General features: G+C 42.0%; 21 protein-coding genes. 7 read left to right on the forward strand and 14 right to left on the reverse strand.

The genetic code is table 11. From position 1 onward, the window contains the following. Positions 1–28 precede the first annotated feature (28 nt). Complete coding sequence (locus tag ACOCD9_RS03415) at positions 29–1,291, forward strand: DNA cytosine methyltransferase (protein ID WP_287700136.1); 1,263 nt, start codon at positions 29–31, stop codon at positions 1,289–1,291. 116 nt (positions 1,292–1,407) lie between these two features. Here ACOCD9_RS03415 and ACOCD9_RS03420 read toward each other — a convergent pair whose 3' ends face one another. The 5 genes from ACOCD9_RS03420 to ACOCD9_RS03440 form a co-directional block, all read right to left on the reverse strand. Beyond that, the gene (locus tag ACOCD9_RS03420; RefSeq protein WP_287700137.1) at positions 1,408–3,027 is read right to left on the reverse strand and encodes a S8 family serine peptidase; all 1,620 of its coding nucleotides are present in this window, start codon (positions 3,025–3,027) and stop codon (positions 1,408–1,410) included. Between the two features lie 43 nt (positions 3,028–3,070). Then, positions 3,071–4,156 carry a calcium/proton exchanger gene (gene cax / locus ACOCD9_RS03425; protein ID WP_419546363.1) on the reverse strand — a complete coding sequence of 362 codons (1,086 nt, stop codon included), beginning with the start codon at positions 4,154–4,156 and terminating at the stop codon, positions 3,071–3,073. Then, positions 4,153–4,614, reverse strand: coding sequence for a cupredoxin domain-containing protein (locus tag ACOCD9_RS03430; protein WP_419546364.1), 462 nt, complete (start codon positions 4,612–4,614; stop codon positions 4,153–4,155). The genes cax and ACOCD9_RS03430 overlap by 4 nt, the downstream gene beginning before the upstream one ends. A 162-nt stretch (positions 4,615–4,776) precedes the next feature. Further along, positions 4,777–5,085, reverse strand: a complete 309-nt coding sequence (locus ACOCD9_RS03435; protein WP_002757875.1) for a DUF6679 family protein — start codon at positions 5,083–5,085, stop codon at positions 4,777–4,779. A gap of 337 nt (positions 5,086–5,422) precedes the next feature. Continuing rightward, the gene (locus ACOCD9_RS03440) at positions 5,423–6,274 is read right to left on the reverse strand and encodes an alpha/beta fold hydrolase (protein WP_287700140.1); all 852 of its coding nucleotides are present in this window, start codon (positions 6,272–6,274) and stop codon (positions 5,423–5,425) included. Positions 6,275–6,505: 231 nt separating this feature from the next. Between ACOCD9_RS03440 and ACOCD9_RS03445 the strand changes: the two genes are divergently transcribed. Both ACOCD9_RS03445 and ACOCD9_RS03450 read left to right on the forward strand, forming a co-directional pair. Beyond that, a complete protein-coding gene (locus ACOCD9_RS03445; RefSeq protein WP_419546395.1) occupies positions 6,506–6,958 on the forward strand; it encodes a hypothetical protein in 453 nt (150 codons plus the stop codon). 369 nt (positions 6,959–7,327) lie between these two features. After that, positions 7,328–7,600, forward strand: a complete 273-nt coding sequence (locus ACOCD9_RS03450) for a lipopolysaccharide assembly protein LapA domain-containing protein (protein ID WP_002804354.1) — start codon at positions 7,328–7,330, stop codon at positions 7,598–7,600. Positions 7,601–8,052: 452 nt separating this feature from the next. Here the strand turns inward: ACOCD9_RS03450 and ACOCD9_RS03455 are convergent, their stop codons facing one another. From ACOCD9_RS03455 to cas10, 7 genes are all read right to left on the reverse strand, one after another. Further along, entirely contained in the window at positions 8,053–9,528 is a 1,476-nt protein-coding gene (locus tag ACOCD9_RS03455; protein WP_287669161.1) for a hypothetical protein, read from the reverse strand. Positions 9,529–9,532: 4 nt separating this feature from the next. Then, positions 9,533–11,476 (reverse strand): type III-B CRISPR module RAMP protein Cmr6, encoded by a 1,944-nt coding sequence (gene cmr6, locus ACOCD9_RS03460; RefSeq protein WP_419546365.1) that lies wholly within the window; start codon positions 11,474–11,476, stop codon positions 9,533–9,535. A gap of 64 nt (positions 11,477–11,540) precedes the next feature. Then, positions 11,541–11,930 (reverse strand): hypothetical protein, encoded by a 390-nt coding sequence (locus ACOCD9_RS03465; protein WP_287700143.1) that lies wholly within the window; start codon positions 11,928–11,930, stop codon positions 11,541–11,543. Positions 11,931–11,950: 20 nt separating this feature from the next. Next, positions 11,951–12,514 carry a Uma2 family endonuclease gene (locus ACOCD9_RS03470; RefSeq protein WP_287700144.1) on the reverse strand — a complete coding sequence of 188 codons (564 nt, stop codon included), beginning with the start codon at positions 12,512–12,514 and terminating at the stop codon, positions 11,951–11,953. Positions 12,515–12,523: 9 nt separating this feature from the next. Beyond that, entirely contained in the window at positions 12,524–13,303 is a 780-nt protein-coding gene (gene cmr4, locus ACOCD9_RS03475; RefSeq protein ID WP_287700145.1) for a type III-B CRISPR module RAMP protein Cmr4, read from the reverse strand. Between the two features lie 442 nt (positions 13,304–13,745). Continuing rightward, positions 13,746–14,873: a type III-B CRISPR module-associated Cmr3 family protein gene (locus tag ACOCD9_RS03480; RefSeq protein WP_287700146.1), complete on the reverse strand. Its 1,128-nt coding sequence runs from the start codon at positions 14,871–14,873 to the stop codon at positions 13,746–13,748. Then, entirely contained in the window at positions 14,846–17,860 is a 3,015-nt protein-coding gene (gene cas10, locus ACOCD9_RS03485; RefSeq protein WP_419546367.1) for a type III-B CRISPR-associated protein Cas10/Cmr2, read from the reverse strand. Before cas10 ends, ACOCD9_RS03480 begins: the two co-directional genes overlap by 28 nt. Positions 17,861–18,072: 212 nt before the next feature. Between cas10 and ACOCD9_RS03490 the strand changes: the two genes are divergently transcribed. From ACOCD9_RS03490 to ACOCD9_RS03505, 4 genes are all read left to right on the forward strand, one after another. Further along, positions 18,073–18,255 (forward strand): hypothetical protein, encoded by a 183-nt coding sequence (locus ACOCD9_RS03490; RefSeq protein ID WP_287700148.1) that lies wholly within the window; start codon positions 18,073–18,075, stop codon positions 18,253–18,255. Between the two features lie 532 nt (positions 18,256–18,787). Beyond that, complete coding sequence (locus tag ACOCD9_RS03495; RefSeq protein WP_419546369.1) at positions 18,788–19,501, forward strand: 2OG-Fe(II) oxygenase; 714 nt, start codon at positions 18,788–18,790, stop codon at positions 19,499–19,501. Between the two features lie 146 nt (positions 19,502–19,647). Then, positions 19,648–19,782 carry a hypothetical protein gene (locus ACOCD9_RS03500; RefSeq protein ID WP_287700150.1) on the forward strand — a complete coding sequence of 45 codons (135 nt, stop codon included), beginning with the start codon at positions 19,648–19,650 and terminating at the stop codon, positions 19,780–19,782. A gap of 312 nt (positions 19,783–20,094) precedes the next feature. Beyond that, positions 20,095–21,114, forward strand: a complete 1,020-nt coding sequence (locus ACOCD9_RS03505; protein ID WP_419546371.1) for a methyltransferase — start codon at positions 20,095–20,097, stop codon at positions 21,112–21,114. Positions 21,115–21,154: 40 nt separating this feature from the next. Here ACOCD9_RS03505 and ACOCD9_RS03510 read toward each other — a convergent pair whose 3' ends face one another. Continuing rightward, on the reverse strand, positions 21,155–22,588 hold the full coding sequence (locus tag ACOCD9_RS03510) for a phosphoglucomutase/phosphomannomutase family protein (RefSeq protein WP_419546373.1): 1,434 nt from the start codon (positions 22,586–22,588) through the stop codon (positions 21,155–21,157). Between the two features lie 68 nt (positions 22,589–22,656). Further along, positions 22,657–23,001: a hypothetical protein gene (locus ACOCD9_RS03515; RefSeq protein WP_286825884.1), complete on the reverse strand. Its 345-nt coding sequence runs from the start codon at positions 22,999–23,001 to the stop codon at positions 22,657–22,659. Positions 23,002–23,397: the final 396 nt, after the last annotated feature.

Below are 23,397 nucleotides of genomic sequence, written 5' to 3' on the forward strand. Positions count from 1 at the left end.
GGCAGACAATAGAGAGCTAATCATCAAAGTGAAACATAGACCAATTGCGATCGATTTATTTGCCGGCTGCGGTGGGATGTCCCTTGGTCTAGAAGCGGCGGGATTTGATATTGCTGTAGCGGTGGAGTTTGATGCAGTCCATTCCTTGGTTCATCATTTTAACTTTCCCTATTGTCAAACTATTTGCCGGGATATAGCCAAAGTAACAAGTAGAGAAATATGGGAATTATTAAAACTAAAAGGCTATGCCACCGATGTTAGTTTAATTGCCGGCGGTCCCCCCTGCCAAGGTTTTTCACTGATTGGTAAACGACAAATAGATGATCCTAGAAATTCTCTAGTATTTGAATATCTGCGAATTGTAGGGGAAATTAAACCCAAGTATTTTATCTTTGAAAATGTCCCCGGCATGGCGACGGGTAAACATAAACAATTTTTAGAGGAGTTAATCTCTGAATTTGAAGCTATTGGCTATGCAATCAATCAGCCAATTAAAATCCTTGATGCCAGTGAATATGGTGCGCCACAAAAGCGCAGAAGATTAATCTTAATTGGTAGTCGAAAAGACGTGCCGATGGCTAAATATCCCCTGGCAAAGACCGTCGATTTAAACTCAGCCAAAAAATCAGCTTTTACCAGCGTCTATGATGCGATTTCAGATTTAGAATCAATATCGGCCTTTATCGATACTGATTTAGGCATACCTGCATCAAAATTAGATTATAGTGGTAAGAGGAAAAAATATTCAGTGCAGCCAGGGGATATTTTTAAACTTTGCCATCAAAGAACAGTAGATACAAAAATCTATGGACATATAGGCTCAGTTCATACCCAAAGATCAATTAATAGATTTATCGTAACCGAACCGGGTACAGTGGAACCAAAAAGTCGCTTTTTCAAGCTTTCTCCCACTGGTTTATGCAATACTCTCCGGGCCGGAACTAATAGTGATAAAGGGGCCTATACTGCTCCTAGACCCATTCACTATTCTATTCCTCGTTGTATTACTGTACGAGAAGCCGCCAGATTACATACATTCCCCGATTGGTTTCAGTTTCACCGCACAATATGGCATGGTTTTCGTGAGATTGGTAATGCAGTTATTCCGCTATTATCGAAAGAACTTGGCTCTTCTGTGATGGGAGCAATGAATATCAATACCGCTAATCTCAACCGAGTTATTTTAGAAAAAATCCCCGAAGAATTATTGCTATATAATATGTCTCAGGCATCAAACTATTGGGGAATCCCTGACGATGTTATCCCTAAAAGAAAACGAGGTGTATCTTAGAGACTGTTCGGTATTTAAATTATACCAAGTCCGTTAGCTGCCAATCGAACTTGAAAAACTCGCTCCCATCTTCCCACTCTCCTATACTTTTTAAACAGGATTTACTATCATTTTTATTATTCGGGAACCGTCCACCAAGCAAGAGCAAAAGCTTGTTCTTTCTCGTTAACTTGTTGACGATATTGAACCCGAATTTTATACTTTCCAGAGATGGGGACAGGACAAAAAATATGCTCTAAACTATCACTATCACTCAGGGAAGCACAGGTGTATTTAACATTATTATCCTCTTGAGCAGGTAACAGATAAACATCTAAATTATTCAAGCCGCGATCTCGGAAACTTTCATCGATATCATAGAGATTATTGCTATTAGTATCGATTAGTTCTACCAAACGATCCCAAGCTAAAGTTATCGAAACAAAACTATTAGCTTTTAAGGGCTTCTCTAGGGCATAATCTTGATAACTATTAGCGGTAACTGTAGCGTAATCCCAACCAATGGCAGGAATAGATTCTGTGGCGGACCATTGACCATTACTAAACTGTTGGTAGGCGCGAAAAGTGTTAAGATGTCCCGTCCCCATCTGCATATCTAAAGGAATTTTCGGGTCTTTATAAGCATCGGACTCTAACCAAGTTTTTTGGTCCTTAGTTAAGACTGTCCGTCTCATACCTAACCGTAACCCATCGCCCGTATCTTTAATTTTATCGGCAGCATTAAGCATTACTGCCTTCATCACTTGATGATGACGAGAATCGAGACTCCAATGGGGATTTTTTTGATTAATTTGTTGATCGCCGTATTCTTGTAAAAGTGCCACGGATGCCGTAATATGAGGAGCGGCGAAACTGGTGCCACTAACAGTATTTAATTTACCTTTGAGATCATAAAGCTCTATTTTATTGCCGGGGGCAACTAAATTAATTGACCGCCGCAAACCATCATTAATTTCCCGTTTAATTAAACTGCGACCAATACCCACCGGCAAAGCACTAATATTAGCAAAATCAACTTTAGTAAATTTTCCTTCTCTTTTGGCTGTATAAGCGGTAGTAATGCCGTTAAAATGATCGGTGGGAATGGGAATTCCTCCCTTACCTTGATTACCGGCAATTACATAAAGAACATCATCAACTCGCGATGACCAATCAACACATTGAGTTAATAAAGCTTGACCATCTAATTTTGGTTCCTGTCGCTGATCTCTTTGCAAAGATTCCCCAAAACTAAAGTTAATTGCTCGCACATCACCGCTATTTTGTCGGGCAATATTTTGACTGGTAAGACATTCTTCCGGTTGTCCGCCGCGTCGCAAAGAACCCACCGCCCCCGAATATAATCTCGCTTTTGGGGCCACTCCGGGGATTTTTTTATCATCACTGACCATCACCGTTGCCACCATAGCGGCGTGATTATCTAGATAGGTGTTGGGTTTGGCAATTTGATCGCGAAAAAAAACACCGGCTAATTTATAGGGAGGCTGCCAAGCTGCCACTTTATCATAACCGAACTGAGCCGGTCGGCCGATTTCTACTTGACCGATGGCAATTTTTCGCCCTAATAAATTATAGGGTTCCGCCCGCAGGCGATCGGCATAAATTCCCTGTTCACCGATGGAATTAGAAAGAACTAGGGAAGGAAGGAGAATTATCGTTACTACTAACCCGACGACAAACCAAAACCCTCTTTTCATCATCAGCAATCCTGCGGCAGTAAGGTGATACCGATCCATTTTAAGACAGAAATCTCAGAAAATACCTAAATCTCTTTTTTGGCTAGGTGGGATGGTAATAAAAAGCCACGGCCAAGATTAAATAGGTGGCTAGTAATAGGGTTCCATCTAACCAATTGGAACGACCAGTAAAGCTGATTAAATTAGTGACAACCACCGCTACAATTAAAGCCACCACGTTAAAGGGATTAAAATTTAAATCCATCGGTTGCTGCCAAAATTGACCGATAAAAACTAATAAAGGTGCCACAAATAAAGCCACCAATAAACTATCACCCATAGCCACGGAAACCGTTAAATCCATCTGATTTTTTAGGGCTAATTGAATGACGGTAACTATTCCAGAAACATCGCTAATTAAAGGAATAAAAATCACCCCGATAAAGAGAGGAGTGAGATTAAATCCTTCCATAACCGATTCCACTACATTAACAAATAAATCTGACTCATAGGCTACAGCTACGGTGGAAGTAAGCAGCACAAGTAACCAAATCCAGACTTGAGCTTTTTCTTCCTCACTAACCTGATTGTCGGGGGTATTTTCGTTACTTAATCCCACTTCGTAGAGATAGCTATGGGTTTTCAGGGAAAATAATAAAGTTAACCCGTAAACTATTAATAAAACCGTGGCGGTGACTAGGGAAAGACTGAGAATATCGGCAACTTCCACCACTTTAGAAGTATAAATTACCAAAGTTGGTAAAGCGATCGCTATTACTGCTAAAGTCATGGAAGAACCATTTACCCGCGCTAAAATCGGTTTAAATTCTTGCTCTTTGTAGCGAATTCCTCCCGTGAGCATTCCCATGCCCATAAATAATAATAAATCGCTGAGAATACTGCCGGTAATACTGGCTTGTACGATGTCCACCAAGCCTTTTTTTAGGGCAATTAAGGCAATAACTAAAGTGGTAGTATTGCCGAAGATAGCATTAACTAATCCTCCCAAAGTTGGCCCAGTGACTACGGCAACTCTTTCGACGGCCGTACTTAACCAAATTGACAGGGGAATAATCGATAAAGCGGCGGCGATAAAAATAGCTTGATCTCCCCAATTAAGACGACTAGCGACCACCGATAGGGGAATAAATAATAGGAAAGCAAAGGAGACAATTTTTCTTAAATTCATGGGTTATTAATGGCGATTTCTCCCACCATTCCCGCTTCGGCATGACCCGGAATAGTACAGATTAATTTATACTTACCGGTTTTGAGAGGAACTATCACCCATTCCGCCTGTGCATTAGGTTTTAATTCTAGTTCGTGAATTGCCCCTTTAATCTCCACTTTTCCCGCTTCAACTTTCTGGGTCCAACTAGCATCAGCGAAGTCTTTAGCGGTAAAATAATGTTTAGTGGGACTGGGATTATCGAGGATTAATTTGTATTTTTGTCCAGCAATAAAGTCTAATTGACTAGGAAAGAATTTTAATTCTCCTTGCCCGGATCCTAGACTAATTTTAACTTCTAGAGGGGCGGATCCAGCCAAGGCGGGAAAAGTCACTAACCAACAACTAATTAAAACTATTACTACTGCCACAAATTTTTGATAGATATCCTTGGCATGGAAGTAGGGATTAGAATTCATTTTGCTCCTGCAGCTTATAATAGAGAAAATCTGGCGGCTTTGACGATAATTTTAGAACAAGTGCTGATTCTTTCCGGCTCTCTTCCCTTCCATCCCCTAAAAGTCCCTTGGCCACTGTTCAAACCTCGGGACTTCTAGCCACTGTAATTTAAATCGACAAAATTAATCTAAGCTATCGGGAGAATGGGGATAAAGTTGTTCTGCTTCCGGACAATCTTCCGAGACATTAATATCAGGATTCGTCCGCGACACGGAGGCCAGTTTTCTGCTCACCGCACCGATACTTTCTAAACGCACCATTTCTTCCCAAGAACTAATCTCGTCTTCCTCTTCTGTTTCGTAGCGAATGGTGACGAGATCGCTTTCTAGATCGACAATACGAGCATTATCAATCCATCTTTGCTGATCGCGCAAGAAAATGCAGACTTCCTGACCATCCATACAGAATTGATAAATCTTGCGGTGTAACATAAATTGCTCCTAAACAGCTTCTTTTGTTGGATTTAACTAACGGGAAGTGACAAAATGCCAATCTCAGCAATAGCTCAAAAATTCCCGTGGGTAACACAAAAAGGAGAAAAATTCCGCTAGTAGTGGCAAGAATGGGGAAGGAAAGTCAGGTTTCCAGTTTGGGACTACGTTCTTCAAAGACATCGATTCGATTAATAGACGGCCTCGGCGATCGGTAAAAAATCGCCCTTATAGAGTCATTGTTACATAAATTTTCACTTCATAACAGTATCTGTGGATGGAATCGGGAAATGGGGAGATAGGGAAATTTCCACTAAAACCTCAACACTTAAACCCCCTAACCCCGATGCTGATTTAAAATAGCCATCATCTTTTCGGCCACCGCTGCTGTTTGTTCGAGCATGGCAAAATGACCACAATCGGATAACTCAATCACGTTGCCGCCAGTTTCAAACAAGGGATGAAAACTGGCCAGATGGTTAACGTACTTAACTTCCATAATCGTGTCCTCTTTCCCCGCCAGAAAATAGACCGGTTGCGGGAGACGGGAGACAATCTGGGGTAAAAGATGAACTTCGCCGATAGTGGTGGTTTCCAAAAGTGACCCCAGAGCCGCTTGGTAATCGGCCCGGACAAAGTCAATCACTCGCTGTTTGCCCCATTTTTTACTTAGGGTTTGCTTGACCATCATCCGCGAGAATAAAACATCAATCAAGGGAACACGGGGCAACCAAGGCGGTCTTCTCTCTAAAATCTGTCTTCCGGCTTCCCGAAATCGCTCAAATTCCTCCTTTAGATAGATGCCGCCGCCGGCATTCATACAGATTACCCCTTTAATCCGTTCAGGACAGCTATCCGCGGCCCACAAAGCCACACTACCACCGAGGGAATGACCAACTAACCAAGCGGCATCGAGGTTTAAGCGGTTCAGAAGGGTAATAACGTCTTGGGAGTAGGATTCAAGGTTATAACTGCTAGGAGGACTGTTAGAGGTGATTTTTTGGGAGTCGCCAAAGCCCCGGAGATCATAAACTAGACAGGGATAGTCTGGGGAGAGAATATCTACCAAAGGCTGCCAGTAGTGACGACTCAGCAGCCAACCGTGTATAAAGACTAAAACCGGTTTATCCGCTCGGGGCGAAAATAACTCGTAACTGTGGGATACTCCCGATATGTCGATGGTAGGCATATAATCAATCTCAACCTAAGTTAAACCGTTGATAGGGGTTACTAGGGAAACTTCTAGAGAAAAATCGGTGTATTTAGCCTTGTTTATAGAGCAAAATCAGGGAAGCTTAGGATTTTCCCTGATAGCTGATCAATCAATGCTATAGACAATTTCAAAAGCTTCTACTTTAAGTATAAAACACTGGGGATACCTCCCTAAAATAGGATGACAACCCTAGACCAGGATTTATCTATGAAATGCGATCGCTTTTTGACTCTTTCCCTCGTGTTAAGTCTGGGATTAGTTTTTCCCCCCTCTTTACCCGCTCAAAATCCCCCCGCTACCACCTTTCAACCGGGTCCTTGGCAGCCTGTCGCTAGGGTGAATATGAGTCGTCCTGTGGAGATTAAAATCATCAATCAAACCGATATTGACCTCAATTATGACCTATCGGCCAATATTGATTCCTCTCCCCAATTATTATCTCCTGGTACGGAGACAACCCTAAAAGGTTTCGTAATTCCAGCATATATTCTGATTAATCGGGCTAATGCCGCCTCGGATCCCGATTCTTCTAGTTTAATCTATGCCGTAGAAGTCAATAAAGATAATTTAGTCACGATTACTGTCACCAAAGTTCCGGGGAGTACCCCCGGTTATACCACCTTTAACATCAATCAACAGGGTGCTATTTATATTTACTAGCTCTAGCTTAGGGCGATCAGACTATAATTGTATTATCGCGATCAAGATTTATTTGAGATCGATCGACAATTGTAACGTTTTAGTCAATTAACGGTAATTTCCGCCCCACGGAGGTTAAATTAATAGGGGTATAACTCCCAAATTAAGTAGCTGGTTATAATTAAATTAAAAATGGATTTTAGGTTCGATCCCCCCTAGCCCCCCTTGATAAGGGGGGTGCCGATCCCCCCTTAGTCCCCCCTTAATAAGGGGGGTGCCGATCCCCCCTTAGTCCCCCCTTAATAAGGGGGGCATCTGATAATTTTTCAAGCCTACCTACTTAGCCTACAAAAGGTTAAAAAATATCCTACAAACCTGGCGAGGACAAGCATGAATACAATCACTAATTTTTTAGCTAGTGCTATTGTCGGTGGTTGGATTATGACTATGGCAGTTTTTGCTATCCAAAATATCCAACCAGTTTCTTTAAAGTTTCTACAATTTGAGTCAATTAAAGTACCCATCGGCATTTTATTGGCTTTTTCTTTGGGAATAGGATTTTTTATGGCCGCAGTTATTCCGACTTTTTTGAGAAAGTCGAAAAAATCTCCTCGCAGTCGCTTTTCTTCCCCAGAATCGGGGTTAGACGAATTGGATTTTTAAATAGGGTCTGCTGAAAAAGTTTTTCGTGGGGGTAGGGTGTGGGGTGTGGGGTGTGGGGTGTGGGGTGTAGGGTTTTACCGATTTTCAGGGGGTCAATTACCTAATTTTCAGGGAAAAAGTGCCTAAATTTCCCCCCCGATCACCCCAAGGTCTGGCACTTTTTGATGGGAAAAAAGTCTAAAATTCTTATCCAACAAGGTTTTTAGATTTATTCAGCACACCCTAAATAGTCTTTTGACTGGCTAATTTATCGGCTCTCTTAGGGTTTGGTGGGTAAAATGTGTTCTAAGATACAGTCTTGCCAGCGAGGGACTGGAACGAACCACAAAGACACAAAGGACACAAAGATCGATCGGTCTTATATAAGTTAAACTGATCACACCAAGAATAAGAGAGCCATTTATCGGCAGCATCCCGGGTGTATATTGTAGGAGCTAATTGCATTTTGTACTTTAAACAACATTATAATTTTTGATAGCTGTTCTGACTCTCTCATGAATAGAAGCAAATAAACTTCCTTGCCATAAATAATTAAATTTATTTTCTGTGATTAGATTGAGACAATTTAAAATTCGCTTTTCCCAGTCTTTTTGATTGTAAGTATCTTTTCCCCAAGCTTGATATAATTCTCCCTCACTAATGCCACCTAATTTATGAGATAATCGATTTCTATGATTACGCAATTCTTCAGAACCCCAAGCTTTTAAATCCTTAAAGTTTGCCTGGGGAGAAGTGAGAGCAATATACTTCTCTATTAATCTCTGTTGAGTGCGACTATCTAGCTTAATTTCAGAGACAGGATTGCCATTATTAACAAAAAGTTCTTTAAGAGCAGGATATTTATTCAACACAGATGATTGTAAAGATGAATAAGTATATTCAGAATTAACCATATAGTCTTTAAATTCATGTTTTAAACACTCATAAATTAAGCCTTCTACCGCTCGGAAACTATGAAGCATAGCCTCGGTTGTATTTTTTTGTTTTAGTCTAACTACTGCGGTATAAGCTTGTTCATAGGCCATCCACCAATATTGTTGATGCTGCTCTTTTTGTTGATTATTGAAACTAAAAGAAGCGGATTGAAAAAAATCTTCAAATTGTCCTTGATTCCAGCTTACTCCAGATTTAATTAGAGCATAAGTTTCTTTCCATTTTTGTTTATTTTGTTCATAGTAAGGTTTAACTAAGTTATGAAGACCAGCATAATCATAGCGTTCTAATAATTGTAGGGCTTGTTGTCGAGTGCGATCCCAAAGATAGTTAGTCCCTAAAAAAGGCCCTGTGTAATCTGAAGAAATTCCCTTTTGATTGTTAGAAGGGGTGGGAATAAATTCATAGAATTTAATATCGTTTCCATAAAAACTCAATCCCGAAATTCTCGACGCTTCTGAAGCTTGCCCCACCCCACCTTTTAAGCACAATAAAATGGGTTGATCGGGTTGAGGTTCTATATTTTCTTTCCATACTTGTTGCCACCAACGGAACATTTCCTCGAAGTTAGAAGGGTTTTCATCATTTCTACCTATATAGAGAATATTTACTACCAAATCAGAATTTAATTTATTTAGCCAATACTTAATTAATTCTCCTGAGTAAAGAGTATCTTTTTCTCTTTCTTTTACTGTTTCATTTTGATCAGTTACTACTAAATAAACTTTTTCGAGATCATTGATTTTATCTTCCAAAAGCTTACCCAGAATCACTGGTTTTACCTGATCGCCATAATATTCAATGTTTTCCCAAAGGTATTGGGATATTTCTCGAAAAGATGATTTTTCGGTCAGAGCTAAATCAGACACTACTTCTATCTGTTCTCCGAGAATATCACCTTTCATACGATCATCGCCAATATTATACCAGTCACCAGTGGTGACTTGAAACATTAAATCTCTGGTTCCGATCGTTGCAACTAAAATTGATTTCATGAGATTATAAAGGGAATATTTGAGCAAAATTTTGAGGACTTGTATTACTTCTTAATTGTTTGATAAACTCTTGACGGGGATTCAGATTAGCGCCGAATACAGTAACTATCTGGTAATTTCCTAAATCAGCAATCCACACGGGAGAAGGTTTAGCTCCACCACTGACTTTACCACAGAGATTACCATCATATTCTCTTTGACCATTTTTACCGGTAATTTTCAAAGTATCACTGTGAAGAATCGCTAAAGCATGGGGTTTACCTCTTTGTTCATTTCCTGCACAGACAAAAATTTGACAGTTACTATCGGCCGCATCAATCCATTGATTTTGTGAAACCTGATCTACTGTTCTGAGATTATTAGTATTGATATTGGTTTCACTAATTTTATCCAAAATACAATAAAAATCTCGCAATCTTTGCTGAAATTGTTGTTTAAACCCCTGCACATCATCGGGAATTGCCCAAAAAACTTCTTCACTGTCAATATACAATGTCGAACCACGAAACCAGGGGGCGTATTCACGAGTTTTGCGAGAATAATTAGGTCGTCTTGCACCTTGACCAATACCACCCATATCAGCTAAAAACCAAAGCAAATATTTAGCTAATTTTTTAACATCTTCTTGTTTATCTTTTGGGGTTTCAGAAGATAAAGATAATACTAAAGTTCCCCGTTGTTCACCACAAGGATCATTTTTACCCTGAGCATTGGTTCGAGGTTCTTTTTGGGTAACTTTACCCTCAAGAATATTCACTTGTAGATAACCGTATTTTTTAGGATTAATAGCACCAAATAATTCAGCTTCAATCTTTCGAACTTCGTTAATAGGTAAAACTCCAGATGCCAAAACACGAAACCAGTATCGCAGCATCGATTTAAAGGCTGTCGGACGAACTTCTGCAACGGGTGCGCTCCGCATTTGCCATTCATTGCGTCGGTCATTCCATTGCCATTGGGTGAATCTTTGATAACCATGAATTAATTGACCTTCTAGCTCGAAATTTAATCGATAAAAACTCGAATCGTTGTCATTTTTATTATTATCAGGATGAATATTATCATCAATTGGCTTTAATTCACCGTAACCACTATTTACCTGTGAACCTATACCAAGCTGTAGCCCTTTATTAAGCCATTGTTGTACCTGTTCAAGTATCTTTTTACCCTCACAGTTACTAGCTAGACGTAAACCAATTAAAAAAGTTGGTTCTTTGAGAGATAAAAAAGGATTAGGGTTAGGAGAATATTGCATAGAATCATCTTTCCATGACCAAATATTATTAGTCATGTCTATTTCTAATCCACCATTTTTAGTCGGTAAAGGATAGGCATCAAAAAAGATAACTTTACCCGTTTTATTTTTCTCTTTGGCGTTTATATCACCAAAATAGGGAGCAGTTTTTTCCTCAGCTTCTTTCCATTCCAGATTATTTTCCGCCATGATTTCTCGGATGGCTTGGGTTCTGGCAACACCGCGCAATGTACTAGATGGAATATAGGGCATTCCGAGGCCATCAAAAGCAGGTAAAAGAATACCTTCCGGTCCGCGATGACCACCGACACGAATGCGCCAAGTGGATTTGACTTGAAAAGTGATTCCGTCTTTCGCTAACAGTTGGGTACGCTGATTGAGTTGGTCAAGACGCTGAGTGTAGTTAGCATTTTCTTGGGCTTTTTGCAGAATTTGGGTTTTAGTCGCATCTTTGTGTGGATAGTCAGCAGCACGCATCCAACGGAGATATTCGACAAAACTGGCTGATTGGTCAGGTTGAGGTTCCTTTTCGGTGTTTAACCAGGGTGAGGGTTGAGGAGGATTATTATTGCCGCCACCGCCACCCCCGGGGAGCTGTTGGGGGGATTGGTGATTATTTTGCTGCTGTATAGCCAGATTTTTTAGGGTGGGTTTTTGGAGGCGATTAGGGCGTGGTAAGGGGCTATGGGACATAATAATTATAAATTTTCTTTCTGGTTTAATGAATGATAAAAACTGTGGTGACAATTTGTCTGAGCTAGTCGCCACTTTCCACATCGGAATAGATGGCGTTAGCCCAGAAGCTAAATTCTTGAGCGATTTCCAATCCTAAACCCGTTAACCCCAGATAATCATCAGTAGATAAATCTTTGAGAGTAGTTAATCCTTGAGAATTAGAAAGATTATTTATTTGAGATAACTCTTCTAGGCATTGAAAATACTTTTTAACGACCTCTTTTTTTCCTTCTTGATTTAGGGTAGTTTCCTCAGCTTTTAGGCGCATCATTCCCCAAGTCGAAAGATAGATATAAAGTTCAAGAGCTTGTTTTTTTTGTTCTTTGCGGCGACTATCATCACCAGTATTTAAGTACAATTCTTGTAAGGCCTTGAACACGGGATTGCTAATCGTTCTAGGGTCGAATGTCATGGTTATTTTGGCTCCAAAAGTTAAAAAATATTCCCTGACCAAAGGGCATCAAGAGAGATAACAATATCGGGAAATGCAGCAGCAAATAAAGTTCCTTTACTAAAATTTTCTTGATATTGATAATCAGAATTTATGGGTTGACGGAAAACATAAATCTCTCGATTTTTGATGGCAACTACCCAATATTCTGCAATACCAGCTTGGGCATAGATGCGTTTTTTTTCGGTTAAGTCTTTACTGAGAGTTGAGTCAGAAATTTCGATTAACCAAAAAATTTCATCGGCATAGGGATGATGATCTCGATAGCGAGAACGAGGGGGAAGAACTACAGCGATATCGGGTTCAGGTTCCGAGTTTTCTAGGGTAATTGGACCCGCTTCTCTTACCCATGCTTTATCCTTGAGACGTTGACGGAGAAAATTAGCTAATCCTTCTCCACTATCTTTGTGTAAAGGGCTTTCTGGACTCATTTCGAGAATATCTCCATTCAGTAATTCTACACGCCGATCAATTAAAATTCCCGCCGCAATCATGCGATGATAATCGACCACTGACCATTTAGCTAAGGCAAGATTAGCTGTCATAAATTACCTCTACAATTGTTGAATGAAACCGCGTCCTAAACTTTCTTGTCCGCCGATTTGTAGAATGTCATTATCTGCTAATAACCGTTTAAAATCAGCTTGGGATTGTTGTCTGGTTTTATTAGCTTGAGAGGTGACACCCCAAGGAAAATACATTAAGGTATCGGGGGGAATAGCTTCTTCATAACGAAATCCACCATCGACGGATTTATGCTTATCTAATTTAATTTTAAATTGTCGCCATAAACTCATTTGAATGAGAGTCGTGCAATGCTGATCGGGTAATACTAAGACTTTATTAATGCTACTGCTGACAGAGTTTTTGGGAATAAAAATTGACCAAGTTGACCAGTCTTTTAGATCATTATCTTTGAGAATGGCATCCTTGAGATAGACGTTCGTGTTGGCCTTTTTAAAACTACAGCTATATTCGGGAGGAATTGTCAGACGAGGATTAGTTAATCTTGTCCAACGACGGAGAAGTAAAGGCGAAGTGATCCAGACGACACCGTGACTTAGAGAAGAGACGGGCAACCAGAGAATCGAGCCATCCCCTATCCAGATGTCTCCCTGTACCAAGTTTTCTGGATCTTGATCGATGTCATTACCGAATAACTTAAATTTTAGGGTTTCTTCGGTAGCTAAAGAACGGATTTTCCCGCGAATTGTACTGGAGGGAACATAGGGTAAAGTGGTATGGGATTCACGAGCAATACCGACTAGATTCCCCTCTTGAGTGGTTCCTCCGGTGTGTAGGGGAGAAAGTAGATAAAAGTGAATTAAGTTCATGATTAATTAACCTGAGTTCAGGATAAGGAAAAGGACGGTTAGTAAGCTGAAAGTAACCTAAAATTCCGATAACCTGTCCTAATATTTAGTTTAAAGGCTTTATTTGATCCTGTAGATGATTTCTGTCACCAGTTTGAAGGGCATTGGCCCCAGAAGTTATGGCATCATGGAGTAATCAAACGAGTAAGGGCAAAAAGTCGGCTCGCTTATTCTTTGTTTGATCAGTTTAACTTAACTATAGAAGCGATCAATCTTTGTGTCCTCTGTCTCTGGAGTGGTTCCTTCCACTCCAGAGACAGCAAGACTGTATCTTAGAATACATTTTACCCACCAAACCTAAGAGAGCTAAAAGTCTCTGTTTAAGTGAGATAATGACCATTTTGATTGTTTGTCATCAGAATCATTAACGCAATTTTCAGCACTTCTATTTCGATCCTGTAGGTTAACTATTCTCCTTATAGTTGATCCAAAGTAATTCCGAGTAGCCTAATTTGCGCCAGCGTTGGTGATATTCGGGACTATCGGGCTGATCTTGAAATAGGCGCTCGGGTTGATTTAAATAGTATTGACTACCCGGGGGGGCGGCGAAGACTTGGGGGGCGGGAATGCTAATATTTTCTTTTGATTGAATGCGGCAACTGATGGGGATAGCTCGATCGGTTGCGACACTGACTAGATTACCCGGTTTCTGATTACTATTAACAGTATGGGCGAGTTTCCATTCCCAGGGCCAAGAGCGACAAATGGCTTGATTATTATCGTGACGTCGCTCGAAAATACCGGGGGTAACGAGATAAGCAATCGCTTTTTTTATTTGTTTAAAGTTCTCATCAGATTGTTGTTTTAATTGTTCCCATTGTTGACCTAACTGATCGCATTTTTCCAGCATAACTCGGTGTCCTTCTCCTCCTAACCGTAAAGTTGTGGGAGTGGGAATATTAACATCGATTCCGATCGCTATACTCCAACCGGGTAGCATTCGGATCGCTTTTTCCACAAAGTATCCATCGGCATCTTTTACCCGTTTGCTTCCCGGTTTTATGGCGTTATGGGAACGAATTTCTTCTCGCCAGGGTTTATCTTCTCCTTTATGCTTGACTAACCACTGAGAGGGATCGATCGCTCCTGTTTTTAAATAATCGAGAATAACTTCACAAGGTAGATACTGACGATATTTACTTTCGTTCTCTTCTTCCTCTTGATTTTCTCGATTTTGGCAATTTTTGCGAAGTTCAGTCTTAGCTAAGGGGGCGGGTTTTGATCGATCCCAAAATATATGGTTTTCTGAAATCGTTAAATTATCACTCCAAGAAATAGGAATTAATGGATCAGAATTGGCGAATCCTAAAGGACGGGGTAGATATAAAGTATCTCCGGCAAAAGATAGGAATGGACCAGTGATTTTAAAATAGCTATTTTTAGAGCGATCTAGTAAAGCGCTTAAAGCCCCAGCGATCGTGTGACCGTTGGGGGGAAATGTACTTCCAGCCCAAGCTCTTTCCTTGGGGCTAAAGGGTTTCGCATCGCGTAAGAGAAGTACATCTAGGGGAGTGATTGTGTACCAATACATGAAAGGGAATCTCCGATCTTAATCTGTCTTTTTCGAGTCATAAAAGCCGCTAATTTCATCCAGCTACCCACGGCTTCGTTAAGATCGTTAGGATCATTTTCCGTGGTTAACCAAAGATGTTTGAGAAAGTTGGTTAGATCTTCTTGAAATTCTCTGTTGTCTGTTGTTAGATTTTCCCGACGGGTAGAGAAGGCATTTACCCAAACCTCGATCGCTTCTATCATCGGCACAGGATGCTGTTGCCAAAGGCTGGCCACTGCCTCGAATAAACTGGCATCGGAATTACCGGCCAGAAGTTTTTGCCAGAGAGGGAAAACATCAAACTTAGCCGTAGATTCAAGGACGTTACCGTTGCCGTAGAGAACGCGCACTTGTACAGCGTCTTTTTTGACTTTTTTGCCGTCAAAGCCTTTATAGGTGTGTTCTTTGGCTTTTTTCTCGGCTTCCCAGAGATTTTCTAGGGCGATAGCAAGGGGGACAGAATAGTGAGCGATGACAATACCGAAACTGATAGTCGCCCGCTTTCCCATGGTAAATAGGGGACGTTTTGCCAGATTTTCGGCAGGTTTTTCGCCTTGCCATTGCCAATAGTCACCGGCGTTATCAAATTCCCCATGGGGGTCTTTTTCTCCCTTAAAACATTGCCGGATATCCCATAACCATTTATCCCATTCCCAGAGATTAGTATAGGCGAGAACTTCATCGCCGCCACCATAGATTAAGCGTCCCGCATAACGCTGTTCGGTGAGGTAGGGAACGAGTTGATTAGAGAAGTCTAAAAGGGCGCGACTGAGGGCGCTATGAGTAGATGGTCCGATGCGTTTATCGAGGGTGACAAAATCGGCAAAAGCTTTCTGCACTTCTTTTTCTAGGGTATCGGTTTCGGTCGGGGGATGATCGGCGTATTGATGAAGTGACTTAGCGATATATTCTCGATAGGGTTTCATTTTTTTGCCTTTTAACCATTCCCCCATTCCGTCACCATCTCCTGCGGCGATAACATACCAATCAGCTGGGTTATTGTTGGGATAGTTTTGGTCAATTAATTGGCTGAATTGATGGCGATAATTAGCCACTTCTTCATCGGCAATCTCTAGTTCTTCTACTAACCATCCCGCATTGAGAAAACGAGGGTGATAACGTTTATATTCTGGTTCGATGTGATCGTCAATGTAGGGAATTCCCCACGGTTGGGTAAGTGCCGGGGGAATCTTTTTGCCGTCTTCTCTTAACCTACGCGAGATGGTGCGACAAACTCGATGAAAATGGTCGAGATCACCGCCTGTTTTGAGATAACCGGCGACTCCCACGGTTAAATCGGGATAAGCGGCATCTAGACGCTCTTGGTCGCTATTTTTTAAGAGTTTTGGCAGGATTAGGTGTAATCCGCGTTTAACGGTTTCGGTGGCGTTGAGTTGTTCGATCCCATCGAATAATCCGGCATTTCGTTGCCAATATTCTTTGCTTGCTTTTTCGCTAATCCAATCGTTGTTACTATCGGGATGGACGACGGGGCCAAGTCCAGAAATGGTGGAACGGGGGCCGAAAGCGGTGGGAATCTGCCAATCGCGGGCGTTTTTGACGGCAGCAAGGGCAGAAAGGTTTTGCTCGAAAGCGCTACTCCACCAAGAACCAACATTAGAGCTAAAAGGAGGTCTTTTCCAGTTCTGAAGACGTAATTCTCCGGCTTTTTGCAGAAATTCCCGCTCTTTTTCTAAGAAGAGAGCTTTTTGATCGTAGAGATTATAAAGTTCGTTTTGTTTATCTGGCCAGCTTTGCGCTTTTTCTGGGTCTTCGGCTTGATTTTCGTCGATATTTTCATTTTCTTGGTAAATTTCGTCACTGGTGAGGGGTTGATCTTCTCTACCGATGGGAACCCCCACATAATAGGTTTGCCATTGGGCATTTAACCAACTGTCCCAGGTACGACTATTTTCTTTTAATTGAAGTTTCTCGAAAACTTGCTGACTAATTTCTTTCCATTCTTTTAATAAGCTAGATTTAGCGGTTTGCATGGCCGCCGCGACCTTATCTTTGGGCAAGACGAGGATAATAATGTGGGGAAATCCGGCGGTTAGTAATTGTTGATCGCCGGGTGGGTCGATCCAGGAGCTAAAATCGGGGTATTTTTCTAATAACCATCGATCGATTAAGGGTTGTGCGTAGAGAGAGGGATAAATCAAACTATCGGGTCCGTATTGTTGGGCTAGTTGCCAGCAGACTTTAGCGGATAAATAGTGCAGAATCCAAGAACCTGCCCAAAAATCGCCCATTTTGCGGCTGGCTTTGATTAGTTCTTGGATAGGGGAAAAGGTGAAACTAACGAGATAAGGGTGGGATAATTGTTTTCCCGTCGGCCATTTATTGACCACATCCTCGCTGGTGAGATCATATCCCGCTAGGGATCCAGCAATGGCCGCCGTTACACTGGCATGACTCCAGATCGATCCGTCTGGTATTCTGGTTTCGGCGGGCATTAGGAGCAGATTTTCGTCATTGAGCAATTTCGTCGCCGCTTGGGGAAGACAGCGCCATAACCACCAAAATAGTTCTTTGGCTTCTTTTTCTGAGATTCCTGTGCGTAGTCTGGCGGGAATTTGGTTAAATAGTCGGTTTTCTTGTTCTTTTAAGTAATCCGTGCGGTTAAAAGCGATTTTCTTATGGGTTGTGTTAGCTAATTTGAGATTTAAGGGTTCTCCGGAGAGGAGATGACGCAATTCTAGACCTGTTCGTTGATCGTAGTTAACGAATTGGGTTAAACTAGAGATTGCGGCTCGATCACTGGCCGAGGTGATATAGTCAGCTAGTTTGATTTGTTTAAGAATTTTTTTAGTCGATTCTTCGGGGTTATGTTTTCCCCACAACTTCATTACTTCTAAATCTCTCCAAAAGCTGTCACCGCCGCGTCCTGAGTTGCTATGTAGTGCTTTCAAGACGGGATATTGTAGTAATCCCCAGATTTTCGCTTGCCAGTATCCCAGAGCCACAAACGCCTCAACTTTTTGCCGACTGATCTTCTCGTTACACTTAATATGCCCTAGGAATCCTTGAAGATAACAGGATATTTAAAAGATTTTTAGTAAAAGGCTTCAAAAGCTTATCCTGTCTGAGTTTCTATTAGTATAGATTTTTTTCTATGATTATTATATTTGGATAGACTTTACTGAATTTAAACTGCGTATTGGGATTTTTAGTACAAATGATCGAGCTTCCTCTCCCTGCTCCCTTCTCTCTTGCAGTCTTAACCAGTAATTTAGATAGTCAACAGCTTAGTGGTGGGTGGCTACAACCTCGTTATCTGGTAAAATCCCTCGATCTAGCACAGGACAAGCATTTTGGGGTTTATGCGCTTAACGGTATGACTATATGTAGCTATAATTAGTCTATTGGTCGCAACTAGCTTCTGAACCCTAATCCTGGTCAGGCGTTTGCCTACTGGCCCTCTCTACTCGCACTTAGAAGTTAATGGAAAAGCACGTTTCCTCAATATCTCGGTGTGTCGGTTAGGTATCTCTCTACTCAGTAGAGAAATTAATTGAATGGAAATATGCCAATCTTTTAGATCGGGTTTTTTGTGCTATGACTCTCTACTCAGTAGAGAAATTAATTGAATGGAAACACTTAATTAGATGAATAGTCCTTTTTGTTGTTTTCATTTTCCTCTCTAATCAGTAGAGAAATTAATTGAATGGAAATGTAAGGATGATTCATGAATCATCCTTACATAATTACTCTCTACTCGCGCTTAGAAATTAATTGAATGGAAACGTGAAACCTTTGCCTCAGCGTGCATCTGCCTTTTTCCAGATACGGGCAAAGGTCTTGATGCAACGCAAACCTGTTATAATAATCAACCAGATGGGATCCGTGACCGCGTGCGTAGGTATCTAGGGCTTTGGGGTGGGAAAACTGGAATGACAACTGACTTTATCGAGATGTACGAAAATGCTTTACCCCCCGAATTGTGCGAAGAGATCAGGCATCGTTTCGAGGCCAGCGATCGCAAGTCGGATGGACGCATCGGTCATGGAGTCGACAAATCCAAGAAGAACAGCACCGACATCACCATCACAGGCCTCTCCGAGTGGAGCGATTTGCACAGTCAGATACTCGACAGCACACTGCGTCACCTGATGTTGTACATTCGCAAGTATCCATACTTGATCACCAGTGCGTTTGCATTAAGCTTGCAAGATCGGGCTACTGGACTGCTCAGGCCGTTAACAGCTGCGGATGTTGGGGCGGCATCAGACCCGGAACTCGCCGAGTACCTATTCAGAATGTTTCGACCGGGAGCGATCAACGTTCAGAAATACTGGAAGAGTCTCGGTGGTTACTACTACTGGCATTCGGAAATCTATCCTTGCGACCCAGCTGCTGAGACGCTCCATCGCGTCCTTTTGTTTATGTTCTATCTGAACGATGTAGAGCGCGGTGGTGAGACCGAGTTCTTGTACCAAGAACGGAAGCTCAAGCCAACCTCTGGGACGATGGTGATCGCTCCCGCCAGTTTTACCCACACCCATCGCGGCAATGTGCCGGAGTCGCAAGACAAGTACATTCTGACCAGCTGGATCTTGTTCAACCGCGCCGAGCAGATCTATCCTCGCCAACCCAATCCTGCGTGAGACGACGCAAGCCACACAAGGACAGGTAAGCTGTTGACTATCTAAATTATTCGTTAAGATTGCAGAGGAGCGGGGAGAGGCAGTTTGAGCATTTGTCCTAAAATTTCCAATAGGCAGTTTAAATTCAGTACAGCTTATAACGTTGTGTGGCTCACGCTTGTTGGCAATGCGATAATAAGGGACGAGACGAGCAAATGAATTGGGGCGGAAAATGGAAGGATAAAAAAGATTTGAGCGGAATGCCTGACAACGGACGGAGTGAACAGGCCACCGTCTGGTGATGGTAGCTCTCTACTTGCGCTTAGAAATTGATTGAATGGAAACATTTGTAGGGTTAATTCATGAATTAACCTCTCTACTCGCGCTTAGAAATTAATTGAATGGAAACACGCTTTAAATTTTGGATTGAAATTTTGTGTTTATCTCTCTACTTGCGTTTAGAAATTAGCTGAATCTCCCTCAACCCCCCGAAGTTGGGGGAGTTAGGTGGGTCTTGACCCTTGCAAAAGTGCCTCATTTCAACAGGCAATTTAAATGCGCGGGCAGCTTATTCTATATGGTAATGTTTAATTTTATTCCCGTAAAAGTCGCTTATGTCCTTACCTGAACCCCCTCTTCATCTTCAATTAACCCAAATGGTTTCGGGTTACTGGCTATCTCAGGCCATCTATGCTGCGGCTAAATTAAGTCTAGCCGAGCATTTGAGCAAAGGAGCGAAATCTTGTCAAGAGTTGGCCTCCCTAACGGAGACTAATCCTGCTGCTTTATATCGACTGATGAGAGGGTTAGCTAGTGTGGGAATTTTTCAAGAAACTGAATCTCAACAGTTTATACTAACTCCCTTAGCTGAACATTTATCTAGTGACCATCCCCGGTCAGTAAAAGCGACAGCGATTATGTTAGGAGAAGCCCCCCATTATCAAGCTTGGGGAAATGTGTTACATAGTATTAAAACAGGGCAACCATCCTTTGATGATGTCTTTGGGATGGGGGTCTTTGAATATTTTCAAACCCATCCGCTAGATGTAGAGATTTTTGAACAGTCGATGAATAGTTTTTCTTTGTCGGAGGAGAAAGCTATTTTAGCCGTGTATGATTTCTCGGAATTTCAAACCCTAGTAGATGTGGGTGGGGGATACGGTGAGATGTTGGGGACAATCCTAGAGCAATATCCCCACCTCAAAGGAATTCTTTTTGATGAAGAATATGTAATTTCCCATTGTCAACCCACTTTAGAAAAACATGGCATTGTTGATCGTTGTCAAACCGTTGGGGGTAATTTTTTTGAATCCGTACCATCGGTAGGAGATGGCTATTTATTAAAACATATTATTCATGATTGGGATGATCGACGAGCGATTGCTATTTTGAAAAACTGTTGTCAAGCTTTAGATAGTAACGGTAAAGTTTTGGTCTTGGAAATGGTTGTTCCTGCGGGTAATAATCCTTCGGCCGCTAAAATGTTAGACCTAAATATGTTAGTTATGTGTCCGGGAGGTAAGGAAAGAACCGCAGAGGAATTTGAGGAATTGTTGAGTCAAGCGGGACTAAAATTAAATCGAATTATTCCGACTCAAGAAGATATTTGTATTATTGAATGCGTTAAAAAATAATAGAATAGAAAACGGGTTTCTTCAAGAAACCCGTTTTCTATTAGATATAGGTAGCCCAAGATTTTGCCCAAGCGAGAATTTCCTGAACTCGATCGAGGGTTGAAGATTCACAGTAGAGACGCAAAACCGGTTCTGTGCCACTAAAGCGAATTAACAACCAACTGCCATCTTCTAAACGGAATTTATAACCGTCTATAGGATTACAATCAGTCACTTGTTTACCAGCAATTTCCCTTAAGGGTTCCTTATCCAAAGCAGTAATTAACTGATCGCGAGCTTCCATATTAGCTAGGGGTAAATCAATGCGATCATACTCAGAATAAAAACCAGTTTTATCCTGTAATTGCGCGTAAAGATCGCTTAGATCTTGGCCCGATTCTACCACCGCTTCCAAAACGTATAAAGCTGATAATAAAGCATCCCGTTCGGGAATGTGAGTACCATAACCGACACCTCCGGATTCTTCCCCACCAATTAACACAGGAGTGGTCAACATTCGATCGGCGATGTACTTATAACCGATCGGGGTTTCAAAGACCGATAAACCGTATAAACTGGCTAATTTGGGGATTAAATCGGAACCGCTCACCGTTTTCACAATTTCCCCTCTCATTCCCTTTTTGCCGGCTAAATGCTCGATTAAAATCGGGATGAGATTTTGGGTGCTTAAAAAATTCCCCCGACCATCGATCGCCGCCACTCGATCGCTATCCCCATCGAAGACCAAACCTACTCGCAAAGGAGCTAAATGTGCGCTGTGAGCCAGCTTATCGATGATTTCCGTCAAATTTCTCGGTAAAGGTTCTGGAGAGCCGCCACCGAACAAAGGATCGCGATTGCCGCGTAATTCCGTGATCCCCACCCCCAAAAGACGCTCTAAACCGGTAGCCGCCGCACCGTGCATGACATCGGAATAAACTTTTAGTTGTCCCGATTTGATCGCGTTGGCAATAGCGGCAATATTAACTTTTTGGCGTAAACCCTGACAATAACCTGACCATGGCTCAAAAGTGCTTAATTTACCCGCAGCTGCCTTAAATTGCGGCGGATTAGACAATAAAGCTTCAATTTGTTGGGTAATTTCCGGCGAGACAGAACCACCAAAATAACCTTTAACTTTCAAACCGAGATATTTAGCCGGGTTATGACTGGCGGTTAACACGATCGCACCGAGAGCATTTTCTGATCGAGCTGCCCAACTAAAAGCGGGAGTGGGAGCATAGGATTGGGAGAGAAGCACATCAAAACCTGCTTTTTGCAGCGATTCCGCCGCAGTTTGAGCAAAATCCTCCGCCATAAACCGCCGATCATAGCCGACGATCATCGTCCGCGAACCCGTGATCTGACCATAATTATCCGCTAAAACCTGAGCCGCCAAGGGAGCGAGCAGAGCGACTCGATCGAAAGTAAAATCGGCGGCGATAATCCCGCGCCAGCCATCGGTTCCAAATTTAATCGGGTTCACGGTGGTCATGATTTACGAACTACCCCTAAAATATCCATTTTCCCAATACTGTAACCCGCTCCGTAACCTCTGGAAACTCATTTTTCCCGATCATCGGTTTTTGCCGCCGAATCGAGCGCGCCGACTTCACTGGCTAATAATTTTTCCATTAACATTTGTAACTTCATCCGTTCTATATAGGGCCATCCCCCGGTTTCCTCGATATCCCGGAGTAATCCGTATAAGTCCTTACGGGTATTGGGTAAAGATGGCTCGAACATCTGCTCGCGAATTTGCCGATGTAAATTTTCTAAAGTTCGCAGCAACATTAACAAACCGTTACAATCTCCCTGCTGTTCTTGGGCGATCGCTGTCACCGTCGTTACAAGGGAATGTAGTTGGCTATCTAATTGGCTATTATCTCCCGGCAATGGGCTATTCATCGAAATTTCTGCATCTGAAAACAGTCACACCAATCATATCAGTCATCAGCTATGAGTTACTTAGAGCCTTCTGACTTGAAAAAGGGTGTGGGGTGTGGGCTTCGGCCGTGAGCTCAGCCGAACGGGTGTGGGGAAGTGGGGAAGTGGGGAAGTGGGGAAGTGGGGTGTAGGGTGTGGGCTTCGGCCGTGAGCTCAGCCGAACGGGTGTGGGGTGTGGGGAAGGAAACCTCTTTCATCTGTGGTGGTGAAAATTTTTTCATCGGGACTGACTCCTAAGCTAAGACGTATTTAAACTGCTTATTCTTCGATTAGCCGAATCTCCTCCAATCTCTTTACTGTTGCCTCTTGCCTCTTGCCTCCTGTTTCCCGTCTCCTGTCCCCCATCTTCTCAATGGT

Origin of the sequence: Microcystis sp., assembly GCF_048564745.1 — a bacterium.
Classification (GTDB): Bacteria; Cyanobacteriota; Cyanobacteriia; order Cyanobacteriales; family Microcystaceae; genus Microcystis; species Microcystis ichthyoblabe_A.

Excerpts from the sequence above, each read along its gene's own strand:
- ACOCD9_RS03465 (WP_287700143.1), bottom strand. The coding sequence starts at position 11,930 with ATGACATTCGACCCTAGAACGATTAGCAATCCCGTGTTCAAGGCCTTA.
- ACOCD9_RS03455 (WP_287669161.1), bottom strand. The coding sequence starts at position 9,528 with ATGAAATCAATTTTAGTTGCAACGATCGGAACCAGAGATTTAATGTTT.
- cmr4 (WP_287700145.1), bottom strand. The coding sequence starts at position 13,303 with ATGAACTTAATTCACTTTTATCTACTTTCTCCCCTACACACCGGAGGA.
- ACOCD9_RS03515 (WP_286825884.1), bottom strand. The coding sequence starts at position 23,001 with ATGAATAGCCCATTGCCGGGAGATAATAGCCAATTAGATAGCCAACTA.
- ACOCD9_RS03445 (WP_419546395.1), top strand. The coding sequence starts at position 6,506 with ATGAAATGCGATCGCTTTTTGACTCTTTCCCTCGTGTTAAGTCTGGGA.
- ACOCD9_RS03420 (WP_287700137.1), bottom strand. The coding sequence starts at position 3,027 with ATGGATCGGTATCACCTTACTGCCGCAGGATTGCTGATGATGAAAAGA.
- ACOCD9_RS03490 (WP_287700148.1), top strand. The coding sequence starts at position 18,073 with ATGATCGAGCTTCCTCTCCCTGCTCCCTTCTCTCTTGCAGTCTTAACC.
- ACOCD9_RS03480 (WP_287700146.1), bottom strand. The coding sequence starts at position 14,873 with ATGTATTGGTACACAATCACTCCCCTAGATGTACTTCTCTTACGCGAT.
- ACOCD9_RS03495 (WP_419546369.1), top strand. The coding sequence starts at position 18,788 with ATGACAACTGACTTTATCGAGATGTACGAAAATGCTTTACCCCCCGAA.
- ACOCD9_RS03510 (WP_419546373.1), bottom strand. The coding sequence starts at position 22,588 with ATGACCACCGTGAACCCGATTAAATTTGGAACCGATGGCTGGCGCGGG.
- ACOCD9_RS03470 (WP_287700144.1), bottom strand. The coding sequence starts at position 12,514 with ATGACAGCTAATCTTGCCTTAGCTAAATGGTCAGTGGTCGATTATCAT.
- ACOCD9_RS03440 (WP_287700140.1), bottom strand. The coding sequence starts at position 6,274 with ATGCCTACCATCGACATATCGGGAGTATCCCACAGTTACGAGTTATTT.
- cax (WP_419546363.1), bottom strand. The coding sequence starts at position 4,156 with ATGAATTTAAGAAAAATTGTCTCCTTTGCTTTCCTATTATTTATTCCC.
- cmr6 (WP_419546365.1), bottom strand. The coding sequence starts at position 11,476 with ATGTCCCATAGCCCCTTACCACGCCCTAATCGCCTCCAAAAACCCACC.
- ACOCD9_RS03450 (WP_002804354.1), top strand. The coding sequence starts at position 7,328 with ATGAATACAATCACTAATTTTTTAGCTAGTGCTATTGTCGGTGGTTGG.
- ACOCD9_RS03505 (WP_419546371.1), top strand. The coding sequence starts at position 20,095 with ATGTCCTTACCTGAACCCCCTCTTCATCTTCAATTAACCCAAATGGTT.
- ACOCD9_RS03435 (WP_002757875.1), bottom strand. The coding sequence starts at position 5,085 with ATGTTACACCGCAAGATTTATCAATTCTGTATGGATGGTCAGGAAGTC.
- ACOCD9_RS03430 (WP_419546364.1), bottom strand. The coding sequence starts at position 4,614 with ATGAATTCTAATCCCTACTTCCATGCCAAGGATATCTATCAAAAATTT.